The sequence below is a fragment of the Rhodococcus sp. IEGM 1379 genome (assembly GCF_030056815.1).
Lineage (GTDB): Bacteria > Actinomycetota > Actinomycetes > Mycobacteriales > Mycobacteriaceae > Rhodococcus_F.
The window spans coordinates 69,335-84,694 of sequence record NZ_JASHKR010000016.1 but is presented as its reverse complement, the minus strand read 5'-3'; the positions used below and the strand labels follow the sequence as shown (position 1 = coordinate 84,694).

At 59.1% G+C, this 15,360-nt stretch carries 12 protein-coding genes; 10 read left to right on the top strand and 2 right to left on the bottom strand.

The annotated features are described in order from the left end of the window. Window position 1: 1 nt before the first annotated feature. Window positions 2-1,699: a PucR family transcriptional regulator gene (locus tag QM600_RS12065; RefSeq protein WP_283261692.1), complete on the bottom strand. Its 1,698-nt coding sequence runs from the start codon at window positions 1,697-1,699 to the stop codon at window positions 2-4. A 175-nt stretch (window positions 1,700-1,874) separates the two neighbouring features. On the opposite strand from QM600_RS12065, the gene QM600_RS12060 reads away from it, so the two are divergent. From QM600_RS12060 to QM600_RS12025, 8 genes are all read left to right on the top strand, one after another. Then, window positions 1,875-2,321, top strand: coding sequence for a GlcG/HbpS family heme-binding protein (locus QM600_RS12060; RefSeq protein WP_283261691.1), 447 nt, complete (start codon window positions 1,875-1,877; stop codon window positions 2,319-2,321). Between the two features lie 134 nt (window positions 2,322-2,455). After that, window positions 2,456-3,175: an iron-containing redox enzyme family protein gene (locus tag QM600_RS12055; protein ID WP_283261690.1), complete on the top strand. Its 720-nt coding sequence runs from the start codon at window positions 2,456-2,458 to the stop codon at window positions 3,173-3,175. A gap of 92 nt (window positions 3,176-3,267) precedes the next feature. Next, window positions 3,268-3,618 carry a Rieske (2Fe-2S) protein gene (locus QM600_RS12050; RefSeq protein WP_283261689.1) on the top strand — a complete coding sequence of 117 codons (351 nt, stop codon included), beginning with the start codon at window positions 3,268-3,270 and terminating at the stop codon, window positions 3,616-3,618. Next, entirely contained in the window at window positions 3,615-4,856 is a 1,242-nt protein-coding gene (locus QM600_RS12045; protein ID WP_283261688.1) for an NAD(P)/FAD-dependent oxidoreductase, read from the top strand. Before QM600_RS12050 ends, QM600_RS12045 begins: the two co-directional genes overlap by 4 nt. Then, window positions 4,856-6,295, top strand: a complete 1,440-nt coding sequence (locus tag QM600_RS12040; protein WP_283261687.1) for an aldehyde dehydrogenase family protein — start codon at window positions 4,856-4,858, stop codon at window positions 6,293-6,295. Before QM600_RS12045 ends, QM600_RS12040 begins: the two co-directional genes overlap by 1 nt. A gap of 80 nt (window positions 6,296-6,375) precedes the next feature. Continuing rightward, window positions 6,376-6,735, top strand: coding sequence for a Rieske (2Fe-2S) protein (locus QM600_RS12035; protein ID WP_283261717.1), 360 nt, complete (start codon window positions 6,376-6,378; stop codon window positions 6,733-6,735). Continuing rightward, on the top strand, window positions 6,732-8,321 hold the full coding sequence (locus tag QM600_RS12030) for a gamma-glutamyltransferase family protein (RefSeq protein ID WP_283261686.1): 1,590 nt from the start codon (window positions 6,732-6,734) through the stop codon (window positions 8,319-8,321). The genes QM600_RS12035 and QM600_RS12030 overlap by 4 nt, the downstream gene beginning before the upstream one ends. Further along, window positions 8,314-8,763: a RidA family protein gene (locus QM600_RS12025; protein WP_283261685.1), complete on the top strand. Its 450-nt coding sequence runs from the start codon at window positions 8,314-8,316 to the stop codon at window positions 8,761-8,763. Before QM600_RS12030 ends, QM600_RS12025 begins: the two co-directional genes overlap by 8 nt. A 20-nt stretch (window positions 8,764-8,783) precedes the next feature. On the opposite strand, the gene QM600_RS12020 is transcribed toward QM600_RS12025, so the two are convergent. Beyond that, the gene (locus tag QM600_RS12020; RefSeq protein WP_283261684.1) at window positions 8,784-9,611 is read right to left on the bottom strand and encodes a cation efflux transmembrane domain-containing protein; all 828 of its coding nucleotides are present in this window, start codon (window positions 9,609-9,611) and stop codon (window positions 8,784-8,786) included. 141 nt (window positions 9,612-9,752) lie between these two features. Between QM600_RS12020 and ggh the strand changes: the two genes are divergently transcribed. Both ggh and QM600_RS12010 read left to right on the top strand, forming a co-directional pair. Continuing rightward, complete coding sequence (ggh, locus tag QM600_RS12015; protein WP_283261716.1) at window positions 9,753-11,090, top strand: glucosylglycerate hydrolase; 1,338 nt, start codon at window positions 9,753-9,755, stop codon at window positions 11,088-11,090. Between the two features lie 763 nt (window positions 11,091-11,853). Then, window positions 11,854-15,360 (top strand): isopeptide-forming domain-containing fimbrial protein (locus QM600_RS12010; RefSeq protein WP_283261683.1); only part of this gene is annotated, 3,507 nt, incomplete at its 3' end.

Below are 15,360 nucleotides of genomic sequence, written 5' to 3'. Positions count from 1 at the left end.
ATCAAGTCGGACGCATCTCCTGATCTACTCCCGCTCTAACTGTCGACAGGAGGTCCAATCTCAGTGCCAACCAGATCGTGAACTGGTTTTCCGCTTGCTTGAGATCCAGGCCGATCGATCGGGAGATTCGATCGAGCTTGGAGATCATCGTATTCCGATGCAAGCCGAGCTTTCGTGCTGCGGCATTGGTGTTTCCGGCTTCGGCGAGGTAGGCGAACAGAATCTTTTCGAAGTCCGGCGGCCCACCGGGAGTGCGCAATGGCCCGAGTATGTCGTCGATCAGCCGACGGCTCTCGCTTGTATCAGCCGCAACTGCAAGCACGCCGAATCCGCGAAGATCTCGGTAAGACACCGAACCCGATAGATCGAGACGAGCGGCGATGCCCAGAGCAATTCGGGCTTCGCGATAGCTCGCATCGATATGTCGCACACCGTGTGATCTGGTGCCGTGGGCAACCGGAATACGTTGACCCAGACGCTTTTCCAAATCTGCAGACATCGCGTTGGCATATTCGTCGATCTCGCTTTGGTTTTCGCTTCTCAGAGATCTCACGACGATCAGGAAGTCGCCGATCACCGTTACGTGAGACTTGACGTCCCGGTGCGGTAGCACTCCCGCCGCATACCGCGCAAGGCGCACCATGCTCGCGCTCGGGTGACTACCAGTGCGGTCGACCAATCCTGGTGCGACAAAGACGATGTAGTCCAGGTCGAGGTCTATCTCATGCAGGTCGGCCCGAGTAGTCAGGTCCAGATCATTTGCAAAATTTCCATGCACGAGTGCTTGCACGAAGTCGCCCTTCGCACGTTCCTCGGCCTCGTCGACGCTTCGCTGTCGAAGCATCTCGGTACCGATGATCGTGCCTGCCTGCTCGACAACCACCTTGTACTGCGCGATGTCGTGTCGACGCGGCTTGTCGGAAACGGCCAGGACCACAACCCATCCTTCATGGCGACCCGCGAGGTGCATTGCGGACGCGATCGCCATGGTCGGCGCTGAATCCGGTTTTACCGCAGGCAGTTCGATCACATGCACTTCGTGTGAGCGGAAAACCTCTGCTTCGGTTGTAGTGGGCAGACTTGCCGTCAGTGACATCACCAGTGTGGATGTGGCTTCGCCTTCTTTGTCCGGCAGTCCGGATTGATAAATCAGTTTCCCTCGGACGTCGAGGGCTAGGGCGGGGCGTGACGTCAGGGAACTGACTTCCCGAACGAGCATCGGGACCCCAGCGCCACGATGAAGTAGGGCGGCGAGGGACTGATGCACCATCACGCCGTACCGCATCACATGCGCTTCCTGTGTGAGCGCACGTTCTGCCAGGAGCTTGTTCAGCACTGTAAATCCTACGGGGAAAGCAAGTTCCACGGCGGGTAGGGACGGCGGCCACACTGTGCTGGCGGGTGCTGTTCCGTCGACGATCACGGCGCCGGCTCCGCGCGCGAGGAGCGATTTCAGTTTCAGTTCAGCACCGGAAAGTGATTCAGGGCGGGTATAGACAACCACGCCCGCCAACGAGTCGGGTCTGCTCAATACTTCATCCCATGGCAGACACCAGGTGACCGCAGAGTCCATGTGATCCGACCCGGCCAGTATGCGTGACCTGTCGAAAATAGGTTCTTCGAGGAGACCGCCCAGCGACAATCTTTCGGCCTCGACGTGCTCCGAGTCCGTCGTGTTTCCCACGTGCCGGTTGTTCATGATGGCGCTCCTTGCCGTAGATCAGGTGTGCAGTATGACCTACCGCTGTGACTGTCGTCATGTGCATGATGCCCATCGGTCGGGGTGAATGCGGGTTGTTTTGACCCTCGCCTGGATCGAACTGCGCTGGTAGAAATCCATTCATCAGTCACAACGCCCATTCGACGGAGACGATATGCATCAGGTTTACCGAATCACACTCGACGACGCTCTCCCCTTGCTTGCTGCTGGACGTGCGAAGGCAGAGGAGCTCGGAGTCAAGCAGACGCTCTGTGTAGTAGACGACGGTGGCAACGTGCTTGCGCTGCACAGGCTGCCGGGTGGACGTTTGACCGGAGTCGATATCTCGATTGCCAAGGCTTTCACGGCTGCTGGACACGAGCGTGCAACGCATTTGTTCAACGAGGCCCCCGACGGCCCCGCGCTTCCCGGTAACGAGGCATTTGGCATCAGCCACATGCTCCCGGGCAAGTTCGCGGTGTTCGTCGGCGGCTTCCCCTTGCTGTACAACGGCCAGATCGTCGGGGGTGTGGGCATTAGCGGCGGAAATGGCAAGCAGGACAAGGCAGTAGGGGCCGCCATGCTCGCAGAGTTCGAGGCACTTACGTCCGCACACGTCTGACGAAGCCGTTGGCAAGTACATAGTGCACCCGAAAGACGTTGATATTCGGATCTTTTGACCGTAGTGAACCGTTGCGATGCCTATTAACGTCGGCAACGAATCATCTTCTACATCAGGAAAGAACGAGGCAGATCATGACCGAACTCTTGAACCGCGAAGATTTCCGCGCAGCCCTCGAAGGAGCGCTGGTTGGCCGTGAGGCTGCAAACGCCTCCTTCAGCAAGGCATGGGCAGAAGGCAAGCTCGAGAAGCACCACTTCGCGCGCTGGGCCGAAAACCACTACCACTACGTCGGACCGTTTGCCGACTACCTTGCGAACATCTACTCCAATACTCCCGACACGTACACCAATGCCAAGGACTTCACACTCCAGAACATGTACGAGGAGGAGCTTGCAGATATTCGCCACACCGACCTGCTGATCAAGTTCGGTGAGGCCTGTGGCACAACTCGCGAGCAGATCGAGAATCCGTCCAACATGAGTGCCATCACTCGCGGGCTGCAGTCCTGGTGCTACGCCGTTTCCCAGCGTGAGCACTTTGTCGTCGCGACCGCTGCGCTGGTCGTCGGGCTCGAGTCGCAGGTTCCGAGTATCTACAAGAAGCAGATCATTCCGCTTCGCGAGGTATACGGATTCACCGAGGACGAGATCGAATTCTTTGAACTGCACATCACATCCGACGTCGTCCACGGTGAGCGTGGATACCAGATTGTGCTCGACCACGCAGATACCCCGGAGTTGCAAGCCCGCTGCCTGCAGTTGGTCAAGTGGGGCGCGGAAATGCGCTTCAGCTACACCAAGGGGCTCTACGACACCTACGTGGCGACTGATCTCGAACTCGTCACCGCCTGAACCTGTTTGACCATCATCACCGCAGGTGGCGGAGATAGCGAACTTTGCCACCTGCGGTACCCGTCGAATCATCGAGTTGTCGAAGGGACGACATGGATACGAATTGGACCAGAGTCGCGGCCCTGCGCGATCTCGGAAGGCGCACCAAGTTGCGCGTCGAGGTGGGCGCGACCGCGATCGCACTCTTTCAAGCCGACGGACGTATCTATGCGTTCCGTGACCTGTGCATACACGCGGATCGCTCCCTCACCAAGGGCACGATCCTGCACGGGCGAGTGATCTGCCCCGGGCACCAATGGGCCTTCGACCTCGAGTCCGGCTACGAAGAAGACCAAGACCTCTGCCAACCGACCTATCCGGTGACCGTCGAGGACGATGTCATTTATGTCGATCTGACACCGCGCACCGCTGCGGCACCCGTACGAGAGCAGGCCTTGTCATGACCACATCCCTCGGTACTATCGTCACCATTGGTGCGGGACAGACCGCTGCTGTTGCGGCACGTACTCTGCGCCGCAGGGGATTTGACGGTCGTATCGTGTTGATCGGCGACGAAAACCATGCACCGTACCAGCGCCCTCCCTTGTCCAAGGAATTTCTTGCCGGCACAGACTCTCTCGACTCTCTGATGTTGTTGCCTCAGACCTGGCGCGAGAAGAACAATGTGGAATTGCTGACCGGCACTGCGGCGAGTCGGATCGACTCAGGCGCAGGCGTGGTCGAATTGGTCGACGGCAGAGCGATCGCAGCCGACGCTGTTCTCATCGCGACAGGTGGACGCCCACGGGCCATGGCCGTCACCGGTCCCACTGCTAATCGTGTGCACTATCTCCGCACTATCGACGATGCGCAGCGCTTGGCGACCCAGCTGCGTCCGGGGGCACACGTTGCGCTCATCGGCGGCGGGTTTGTCGGTCTCGAAATCGCCTCAACTGCAAGAAGTCTTGGCTGCGAGGTTACCGTCATCGAGCGAGCGCCGATTCCTCTCGCTCATATCGTCGGCGCAGAAATGGGCGCGGTTTGTATGCAACTGCAACGCGACAACGGAGTGCATGTCATCACCGGCGTCGACGTCACGGCGGTCCACACGGAACCGTCGGAGGTTCGCATCTCGCTGAGCTCGGGTGACGTCGTGACTGCCGATGTTGTTGTCATCGGAATCGGGATCGAACCGAACGTAGAGATTGCGCGTGCCTCCGGGCTGACAGTCGACGGCGGAATTGTAGTTGACGCGCAAGGGCGCACAGCAGTGCCCAACGTCTTCGCCGCCGGTGACGTCGCTGCGCGCTATTCCGACCGGGCAGGACGTCACCTGAGGGTCGAGCACTTCGACAATGCCAGCAGGCAGGGCGCAGCGACGGCCAACTTGATGCTGGGACGTGTGGGTGTCAACGATGCACCGCACTGGTTTTGGTCCGACCAGTTCGGCGTCAACCTTCAATTCACGGGCCGGGCCGAACACACCGAGATCGTGACGCGAGGCAGCGTGCACGACGGGGAGTTCACAGCGTTCTATCTCGACGACGGAATTGTGCGAGGAGCGTTCGCGCTCGACCGTGGTGACGACATCGGTGCGGCACGTGAGCTGATCGGAAAGAATTGCAGCGCAGAGCGACTACGCGATATGGACATGGATCTTTTCGATCTGCTGGATGACGAAGAATTGGCGGCGAGCAACTGATGGGCCTGAACTATATCGGCGGTAAATGGGTAGGGGCGCAGTCCGGTGCGACGTTCGAGCGTCGTAATCCGGCCGATCGTTCCGACGTGATCGGGACATTCCCCGATTCCGGACGCGATGACGTCGAGACCGCAGTCACTGCGTTGCTCGAAGCGGCACCGGGGTGGGCGGCGAGAGCACCTGAACGACGCGCAGCGATTCTGGAAACTGCTGCGGTGCATCTTGAATCGAATGCGACTTCTCTTATCGAGGAGCTCATTCGAGAAGAAGGTAAGACTCGCGCAGAAGCGACCATGGAGGTCGGTCGTACTCCGATGAACTTGCGCTTCTACGCTGCCGAGGCTGTCCGTACCACTGGAACCACCTACCCGTCGCCGGGCGAAGGGTTGGTATTCACTGTCCGTGAACCGGTGGGTGTCGTGGGGGCGATCACTCCGTGGAATTTTCCGCTGAACATACCGTCGCGAAAGATAGGACCAGCACTGGCTGCCGGAAATGTGGTGCTGTTCAAGCCATCCGAGCTGACTCCGCTGATGGGACAACGTTTTGTCGAGGCCCTTTTGGTCGGAGGATTGCCGCCAGGCGTCGTTGCATTGGTGCAGGGATCGGGAAAGGCCGGCGCAGCGGTCGTTGCCGACAATCGCGTTGATGCGATCACTTTCACGGGGTCCACCCAGACGGGACGCGCGATCCATTCTGCTGTAGGTCCGGAACGGCGCAGTCAACTCGAGATGGGCGGCAAGAATCCGGTTGTTGTTCTGGAGGGTGCAGATCTCGACAAAGCGGCATCATTGATTGTGAAGGGCGCCTTCGGATTATCCGGTCAGGCCTGCACCGGCACAAGCCGCGTCATCGTGGTTGACGCCATCCATGATGATCTCCTCGGCAGAGTTGTTGTACTGGCACAGAAGTTGGTCGTCGGGCCAGGCGCCGACGAGGGTGTCACGATGGGGGCCTTGGCTAGCGCGGGTCAATACCGAAAGTTCCTGGACTACGTCCAGGTCGGTCTGGACGACGGAGCTGAATTGATTTGTGGTGGAACGCCCCACGGCGATAGCGCTGATGGGTTCTTCGTGACGCCGACGGTGTTCTCGGGCGGAACACCGGGCATGCGCATCGTAACCGAGGAAGTCTTCGGACCACTGCTGGTGTTCTTGCGAACCGAAAGCTTTGACAGTGCAGTTGAACTCGCCAATGATACCGAGTACGGCCTGAGTTCATCGGTCGTAACGGACGACATTGGGACTGCCTTGGCCTTCGCTGCTCGCTCGAAGACCGGGCTGGTGAAGATCAATCAGCCTACGACTGGAATGAGTATGAATGCTCCGTTCGGAGGACTCAAGGCATCGAGCACGCAGACCAACAAGGAACAAGCCGGCGAATCGATGATGGGTTTCTACCAGTCCGAGAAGACCATCTACTTGGGTTCGCTCGCATGAGCACCGAGAACCACAATACGACAGACCACACGACAGAAGAGGGGATCGCTATGGAACCGGAAACGGCTGAGGCAGAGAACATCGAGTTTTTCCGGGTAGCGAGGTCCGGTCAGGTGACGGAAGGAATCGTACGTCGGTTCTTCTCTGGTGACCACGAATTTGCCGTTGCTCGATTGGGTGGAAAAGCCTATGCCACGTCGAACTACTGCACACATCTCGACTGCCTACTCTCCTCGGGCAAACTCGTCGAGGATGGCATCGGATGTTCTTGTCACGGTAGTATTTTCGACTTGGAGACGGGCGAACCCGTCTATCCACCGGCCACCGTCCCCATCAAGACGTACTCCGTCGAGGAGCGCGAAGGCGAAATCTTTGTCGGGTTTGATCCGGCCGATACGAGCTCCGCTCCACGCCGGCGCGCAACCCGCGGCCTGACATGACAACGCGGCCGCCGACCTTCTCTACCGAGGGAATGGTCACTTCCAGTCATCCGGCTGCCAGCACGATCGGTGTTCGGGTACTCGCAGACGGTGGTAATGCGATCGATGCGACGCTCGCAATGGCGGCAATGACGTGGCTGACGCTGCCAGGACAATGCGGAATCGGTGGGGACGCATTCGCAGTAGTGCGCGAGCCGGACGGAACGGTGTGGACGGTCGGAGGGAGCGGGTTCGGGCCAGACGGCGGTGAGACGGATTTCTACCTGGACCGAGGTTTGACGTCGATACCGCTGGACGGGGCTCTCGGTGTCGCCGTGCCCGGAGCGCCCGCGGCCTTGGCCGCACTTCATGCTCGAGGCGCGACTCGCTCACTCTCCGAACTGTGGGAACCAGCGGCTCGCAGTGCGGAACGAGGCTTGCCTTGTTCGGCCAAGACCCGCCAGGACGTTCGGGAGGCTCAGGCGGCGATTGCGCTGGATCCAGGCCTTGCCTCTGTCTATTTTCCCGATGGCGCGTTACCTCATGTGGGACAACGGCTCCGCCAGGTTGATCTGGCTCGAACGATCCGATCACTGGCTGCCGATCCGTCGGAATTCTATCTTGGCTCTTTCGCTCAACAAGCTGTCGCGATGCTGCGCGACGGGGGCGCCCCGTTCAGTGGCGACGAATGGGCGGCTGGATGCAGTGCCGTTCCGGAACCCGCCCTGGCCGGTTCATACGCCGGCGCGGTGGTGTATCAGACCGCGATGCCGACACCCGGCTGGATGGTGCTGCAGCAGGCCGCCCTGTGTGATCATGCACTCGGGTTCTCGCCGTGGATGACTGCGCCCGCGATCGACCGGTTGGCTTCGGCAGCCCGTGTCTCCTTCGAAGATCGATTTGCATTGTGCGGTAGCGACAATGATGAATGGAGAAGACTTCTTCAACCTGATGTAGTCGCTCGCTCCAGAGCGGCGTTAGATGCGAAGTCGGGACGGCGAGAGTTCAGTGTCGCGGCCGGTGACACCACGTCGACTGTCGCGATCGACTCTGATGGTCGTGCAGTCAGCTTCATTCACTCGCTGGCATTCACCTTCGGTGCCAAGATCACCGTCCCAGGTACCGGGGTGGTGCTGAACAATAGGTTCGGACGTGGGGCGTATCTACTTCCAGGGCATCCTAATTCGGCTTCGCCACGACGCAAGCCGTTGCACACGCTCAACGCTTGGGTAGTTGCTGACGCCGCCGGCGAACTGATCCACGTCGGCAACACCCCCGGTGGGGACGGTCAGGTCCAGTGGAACATGCAGTTGCTGTCGCATCTGCTAGACCATGGTCTGGATCCGGCAGAAGCTGTTGCGGCGCCGCGCTTCATGGTCTACCCCGGCAGTGATGCTGACGTGATTGGGCAACCGGCTGAGCTTCGCTGTGAATCGAGGATAGGCGAGTCGACGTTGTCCGAACTCCGGAGTCTCGGGCATGACGTCGTTACGCAGGGGGCGTGGGACGGCGGCGGTAGTGCTCAGATTATTTCCCTCGACCATGAGCGCGGGTTATTCAGTGGTGCAGCCGATCCACGACAAGAAGGGATAGCTCTAGGTGTCTGACGTATCGATAGCAACGAGCCCTCCGGCGCAGGGAAAGTACCTGGTAGCCACAATGCATGACTCGATCGCCTACAGCGCGGGAATGACTCCGCGCATTGATGGAGTTCTCCAAATCGTCGGTACGGTTGGCGATTCGGTGAGCGCCGCGCATGCACGTGCTGCAGCGGGCTTGTGCGCACAAAATGCACTCGCCGCAATCGCCTCGCTCGTCGGTGGAATGGATCGAGTCCAACGCTGTCTGCGCATGACTGTCTACGTCGCGTGCTCGGATGACTTTATTGCACTTTCTGCGGTTGCAGACGGTGCGTCGGCGGCCATTGCTGAAATCCTTGGTATGGAAGCGCTTCCGGCCCGTGCTGCCATAGGTGTGAAGAACTTACCGTCCGGAGCGCCGGTGGAGGTAGATATTACTGCTGTGGTGAATCTGCACACCGAGGTTTGACGTGTGCAGATTGTTGAGGGCTACAGCATCAGCGCCGGGTCGGTGGTCAGCCCGATGTTGAGACTGGGTTTGTAAGGTCGGTCGGCGAGATGCTTGGCCAATGAGCGTCGTACCGCGTCTTCACCGTGGATCTCCCAGGTGTGGGGCGCAACTATGAACATTGCCTCGATGTAGAGCTTGCGCCCCAGCTTGCTCATGGTGGGAGCGGGCTCGTGCAAACCGAATTTGTCATGAATCGCAGCGATCGTGTCGTGAACAAGCGCTTGAACCTGTTGGCTGGGTGCGCCTTCGAGTAGAACTAGCACGGAGTCGACGTCGCGAGCGGCGTCGGAAAGGTTTGTACGGCCCAAGATCATGGCGACGACAGTGCCGGCTGTGACCAGTGCACTGAAGGCCGCTGACGCTCCCGACTGCCTGGTCTCGGCGACCAGGAGGTCGGATGTACGGTCGACTTTGCCGACGTAGCGCCAGATCATCACGGATACAACGGCACTGATAGCTCCGTAGGCAGCCAAGGACCCAGCCGTGACGTCGGCTCCCCCGGCGAGAATGACTAGTGCGGCTTCCACCGCGGCATAGACCAGCGTTGCCAGCAATGCCATCCCCTGCACTGCGATCATCACCGGAATCAGAGCTTCCTTGTCGAATGGGAAGCGTGCGGTCGGACCGGAATCAGCGATCCGTGAGACACGCAGGGACATCCACGTCAGGACCATCCCGATCAGCGCGTAGACGCCGTCGAACAGGATCACCTGAGACTGGGAAATCCAAACCCAGACAGCAGCCATGACGGCAAGGGCAGTCGCGACCACCAGCGAGTACTGCAGGGCCTTGCGTTCCCGCTCCACCGACTCTTCTTTGGTGAACCGCGACCGCTTTTGTCTGTTTTCATACTTCCTCCGTAGGAATACCACCAAAATCGGCCGGGGAAGGTGCTACCGCACCTGTCGGATCGCGCAGAAGCCGTACTCGACGCAAAATGGACGTCTATGGCCGACCGCGGATTTACCCCGACTCAGCTCGCTGCCCGAGCCGCGTATCTGTTGCGTGGAAATGATCTGGGCACCATGACCAGTGCTGCTCCCAAGCTTTATCCACATATGTGGAGTTGGGACGCGGCGTTCGTGGCGGTGGGGTTGGCGCCGCTGAGTGTCGAGCGGGCGGTCGTCGAACTCGATACCTTGCTGTCTGCGCAGTGGAAGAACGGAATGATTCCGCACATCGTGTTCGCGAACGGGGTCGACGGTTATTTTCCCGGCCCGACGCGTTGGGACGTCAATGCTTTGGCAGCACATGCACCGGTTGGTATCGCGACGTCGGGAATCACCCAGCCTCCGGTTCACGCGATAGCGGTACAACGAATTCTCGATCATTCGCGCCGCCACGGACGTACGACGCGGGCGGTCGCCGAGGAGTTCTTGGATCGACGGTGGAATGACCTGGTGCGGTGGCATCGTTGGCTTGCCGAGGCCCGTGATCTCGAAGGCAATGGCCGCATTGCGCTGTACCACGGGTGGGAATCGGGGATGGACAATTCTCCACGTTGGGACACTGCGTACGCGAATGTTGTTGCGGGGCAGATCCCCGCGTACGAGCGTGCTGATCTGGCTGTCGTGACAGACCTGTCGCAGCGTCCCAAGAATCATGAATACGACCGCTACTTGTGGCTGCTCGAAGAAATGAAATCAGTTCGCTATGACGACCAACAGCTTTCGACGGCAATGAGTTTCGCGGTCGAGGACGTGTTTGTCAGCGCGGTGTTCTCCATGGCTTGTGATGTGTTGGCCACGATCGGCGAGGAGCATTCACGTCCGAACTCCGACGTACGGGATTTGCGCGGATGGGCCGACCGTTTTCGGCAAGGAGTCATCAATACAACCGATGAACGTTCTGGTGCCGCCAAGGATTTTGATCTGCGTACGGGGCGATGGGTGAATACCGAGACTGTCGCCATGTTCGCGCCGTTGTTGTGTGGTGGCCTCAGCATGGATGCTGAGCGGGCATTGCTGCGTACTTTCGAGGGTCCGAAGTTCTGCGGACATCCGGACATGAGGTTCGCCGTCCCGCCATCCACCTCTCCGGTGTCCGGTGATTTTCGGCCCCGTGAGTATTGGCGCGGTCCCGTCTGGCCGGTGATCACGTGGCTGTTCTCATGGGCATTTGCCCGTCGTGGTTGGGCTGAGCGTTCATATGTTCTGCGTGCCGAAGGGCTGAGGCAGGCCAGTGACGGCAGTTTTGCCGAATACTACGAACCGTTCACCGGAGAGCCTCTGGGCAGCATGCAGCAGTCGTGGACAGCTGCGGCGGTTCTCGACTGGTTGGGGTAGTCGACTCTCATCGAGATGAGGTCCGATCCTTAGCTACCAGTCCATCTAGCCAACTAGTTGCTATTCGATGTTGTGTTTGTCACATTGAATGCTGGTGATTGTGCGGCGTGAGCCGGCGGATTGGCGCCCTTTCGGCGCATCCTTGGTTGGTTAGCTTCAGTGGTGTCGTCGACAGCTAGGTCGCGGGTGGGTGCGACGCGTCCGCGCGCTGGTCGGAGTGGTGTGGGATGTCCTCTTGCCCGACCTTTCGTTTTGGCAGAACATGCCTTTGAACTGCATGTATATTTTCCAGTTGCGTGATGTTTCCGCAATTCATTCCTAGTTGCTCGGGTGGGAATCTTCTGAGGACCTGTTTGACGGTCCGGTGCATCTGAGCAGCATCGGCTGGCATGGCCTCGTGGAAGTCGATGTGGCGAGTTCGGAAATTTCATCGATTCGTCCGATTTGTCCACATAAACAAGAAAATTGACTCAATTTAGGCACATAAACCAGCAACGAGTCTGTTATCTGTTACTTTATACAAAGTAACTAGAAGATTGCTCTCGGTTTGCTGGGATTCGGGGTGCACGTCCGCAACGGACAGCTTCTGCCGCTACGAACTGTGACCTCGAAGAGGAGACCTATTGGGCACCAGCGTACTGAGCGAAAGCAGCACGCCGCAGTCGGACCCAACGGGCCGATCCGGTTCAGGAAATCCCTGCTCACGCCAGATTTCGACAGACATCACCATCCGACAGACCCAGACGATCCTGGAGAGAAAGTAATGCCAAACGACTTATCGCCGACAAGGTCGGCCATATTCACCGCAGGGCTCCCGCCCTGGGTGCGAGCCTGGACGGTGGTGTGGACCACCATCGCGATGATCCTGGGCATCTCCGGCGCGACGGCAGTGGTTGCTTCAGCGCAGCCGCTCCTTGCACTGGGTAATCCGGCCCAAGCAAAGGCGCCGGCCCGGGCTGCCGTCCTTCCGGACGAGCAGCCGCCAACAGGTTGTGCATTCAGTGCACCCAACACCGGCAATTTTTCACAGAACATCTGCTGGATTGACATGTCGACGTTCAATCAGGCAGCGGCTGTAACTCCTGCCGGCCAGCCGATGACGGTCAAGCTGACGGACCTGTACACGATCAAGTTCGACGCTAAGTTGCTGAACTCGATCGACGGTTCCACTACAAAGCCGCACACAGGTGTCGCTGCGTACCCGCTTCCCGCGTTGAGTGGCTATTCCGCACTCGGAGACGTCGCGTACACCGGCGTTCCGCAGTCGATCAAGCCGGCTCTGTATCAGGAAGTCCCGGATATGAACGGGGTTAACCGGGTGCAGTCAGGCGGTACGGTCAAGCTCGATAACATCGACATGGTCGGACCGAACGGTTCGGTCGACAACTACGGTTTTGTGGTCGCTGATGCGGAATCGACGGATCCGGTTGCTGTCGATGACAAAGAGTTCTTGTCGTTCCAGTCGGACAAGCCTTTTCGCCTGATTGATCGCACCATGGGTGTGAATAGCACTCCGAGTTGGCCGCCGATTCAGGCATGTAATGGCACCGTTGGTGGCGCGGATGGACTGACCGGGGTGGGAACCACTTCTGTTCGATGCGCCTCGTGGTGGGATGACGACCTATCGAAGAACTACTCCCCGGGCGCGGTTGTTCTCGCTGCGACAGCACCGAATACCTTCTCCGGCACCTTCGGTAACACGACGTCCGATACGTCTCGACAGGGTCTGGCTTTCGGCATTTTGCTGCCCAAGGTCAAGATCGACAAGGACCTCACTCGCGTAACTCCCGGTGACGATTTCACCATCGGAATGAGTACCGGTACGTTCGCGAACGCTGCAGACGCTGCTGCAATGGAGTTGAAGAGCACCAATACCGGTGTTACGGACACGACCGCATCCACCGGTTGGCGGATGCTGCTCGCCGATACGTCGCCCACTCCAGTCACGTTCTGGGAGAAGCCCACTTCATCGGCAACCAAGACTGCGAACTACGCGACCACTTGGCAGTGCGAGGTCAACGGAGTGTCCCAGAACCTTCAAGTAGGTGAGGTCGCACAGGTGGCACTTGCGCCCGGCGACAACGCTTACTGCAAGGTCATCAACACTCCGGTTCTTGTAAAGAAATCGTCTTCACCACCTAGCGGCGACGCTGTGCAGGTTGACGACACGATCACCTACACCCTGAATTTCGAGAATCCTGGAACAGTCGACGCGGCGATCGACTACACCGATCACCTGGCTGACGTGATGGACAACGCGGACATCACCGCGGTTCAGGCAACAAACGGTCTCACTGCTGCTCTCAATGGGCAGACGATCAAGATCGGTGGCACACTTGCTGCCGGCGCGACCGGAACGGTCACATACACCGCAACGGTCAAGGCCGGTGGAAACACGGTCCTGAATAACTACCTGGTTCCGGGGACGACAAATCCTCCGACGACATGTGATGCCACAACCAATCTGTGCACGACGCATCCGATTCCTGGTTTCACGTTGGCAAAGACCGCCGATCCGGCTTCCGGTTCGACGGTTCAGGCGAACGACATGATCACGTACACGGTCACCGGAACGAACACCGGTGCAACTCCGTTGTCTCCAGCGAAGATCACTGATGATCTGAGTGCAGTTCTCAACAACTCCGCCATTGTGGCGAACTCCCTGACTTCCAGCGTTGGCTCGGCCCCCACGGTTGCCGGCACCACGTTGACGTGGTCGGGTGATTTGGCCGTTGGCCAGTCCGTTGTGCTCACCTACAAGGTGAAGGTCAATGCCGACGTCGCTGCCGGCATTACTTTGAGGAACAAGGTAACCGGTACGGCGAAGCCGCCGACGGGTCCGGAGATCATTCCCCCGGGCGTGACGACGAACCATTCGGTTCCTGGCTTCACTCTGACGAAGACTGCCGATCCGGTTTCGGGTTCGACGGTCAATGCCGGTGACATCATTACGTACACGGTGACAGGCCATAACACCAGTAATAAGTTGACGTCGCTCAATCCGGTGACGATTACCGATGATTTGTCTGCGGTTCTCAACAATGCTGCGATCGAGGGTCCTTTGACTGCGAGGGTCGGCGGTACGGCTGTCGCTGCTCCGACGCTGACCGGCACTACGTTGACGTGGACGGGTGTGCTGCCGCCGGGCCAGTCGGTTGTGCTCACCTACAAGGTGAAGGTCAATGCCGGCGTCGCTGCTGGCACTGTTTTGAACAACAAGGTAACAGGTACGGCTAAGCCGCCGACGGGTCCGGAGATCATTCCTCCGGCTGTGGAGACGAACCATTCGGTTCCTGGTTTCACGATCGCGAAGACCGCTGATCCGAAGACGACTACGCCTGTCAACGGAAACGATCCCATCGCGTACACCGTTACTGGTACCAACACTGGAAAGTCCAAGCTCGAGCCGGTAACGATCACCGATGATCTGACCTCGGTGTTCAACAACGCTGCACTGGTTGCAGGTTCTCTGAAGGCGACGATCGACGGTGCGCCTGTAGCTGCTCCGACAGTCACAGGCAGCACGTTGACGTGGACGGGAACGCTCGAGGCCGGCAAGTCCGTGGTCTTGACGTACTCCGTGAAGGTCAACGCGAATGTTGCCGGTGGCACGGTTCTGAGGAACCATGTGACGGGTACTGCGAAGCCTCCGACGGGTCCGGAGATCACTCCTCCGCCGGTAGAGACCGAGCATCCGGGTCTGACGCCGAATATCGCCGTCGCAAAGACGTCGAACCCGGCTTCCGGTGCCAGTGTTGTTGCAGGCAACACGATTACGTACACGTTGACGTTCACGAACAACGGTTCCGGTGACGGTGAGGTTGCGTTCTTCGATGATCTGCGTGGTCTGATCGACGATGCGACGTTCAACAACGATCTGGTTGCTCAGCCTGACCTGACGGCGACTGCGAATGCAGCGTTGGACGGCTTCACGGTCACAGGTCCGCTCAAGGCCGGCGAAACTCGCACGGTCACGTACACGGCGACGGTGAAGTCCGATGCCGATCGTTTGGCAGCCAATGCCGACAACAAGGTGCTCAACGTGGTGATTCCGGGGACTACTCCTCCGGTTGATCCTCCGGTCACCTGTGATCCGTTGACTCAGATCTGCACGGAGAACCCGGTTGTCTCCCCGGACATCAAGGTCGAGAAGATCTCGAACCCGGCTTCCGGTACCAGTGTCGTTGCAGGCAACACGATTACGTACACGTTGAAGTTCACGAACAACGGTTCCGGTGACGGTGAGGTTGCGTTCTTCGATGATCTGCGT

What these genes read in the sequence shown, in the direction of transcription:
- QM600_RS12065 (WP_283261692.1), bottom strand. Translation starts at nt 1,699, where the DNA reads ATGAACAACCGGCACGTGGGAAACACGACGGACTCGGAGCACGTCGAG.
- QM600_RS12060 (WP_283261691.1), top strand. Translation starts at nt 1,875, where the DNA reads ATGCATCAGGTTTACCGAATCACACTCGACGACGCTCTCCCCTTGCTT.
- QM600_RS12055 (WP_283261690.1), top strand. Translation starts at nt 2,456, where the DNA reads ATGACCGAACTCTTGAACCGCGAAGATTTCCGCGCAGCCCTCGAAGGA.
- QM600_RS12050 (WP_283261689.1), top strand. Translation starts at nt 3,268, where the DNA reads ATGGATACGAATTGGACCAGAGTCGCGGCCCTGCGCGATCTCGGAAGG.
- QM600_RS12045 (WP_283261688.1), top strand. Translation starts at nt 3,615, where the DNA reads ATGACCACATCCCTCGGTACTATCGTCACCATTGGTGCGGGACAGACC.
- QM600_RS12040 (WP_283261687.1), top strand. Translation starts at nt 4,856, where the DNA reads ATGGGCCTGAACTATATCGGCGGTAAATGGGTAGGGGCGCAGTCCGGT.
- QM600_RS12030 (WP_283261686.1), top strand. Translation starts at nt 6,732, where the DNA reads ATGACAACGCGGCCGCCGACCTTCTCTACCGAGGGAATGGTCACTTCC.
- ggh (WP_283261716.1), top strand. Translation starts at nt 9,753, where the DNA reads ATGGCCGACCGCGGATTTACCCCGACTCAGCTCGCTGCCCGAGCCGCG.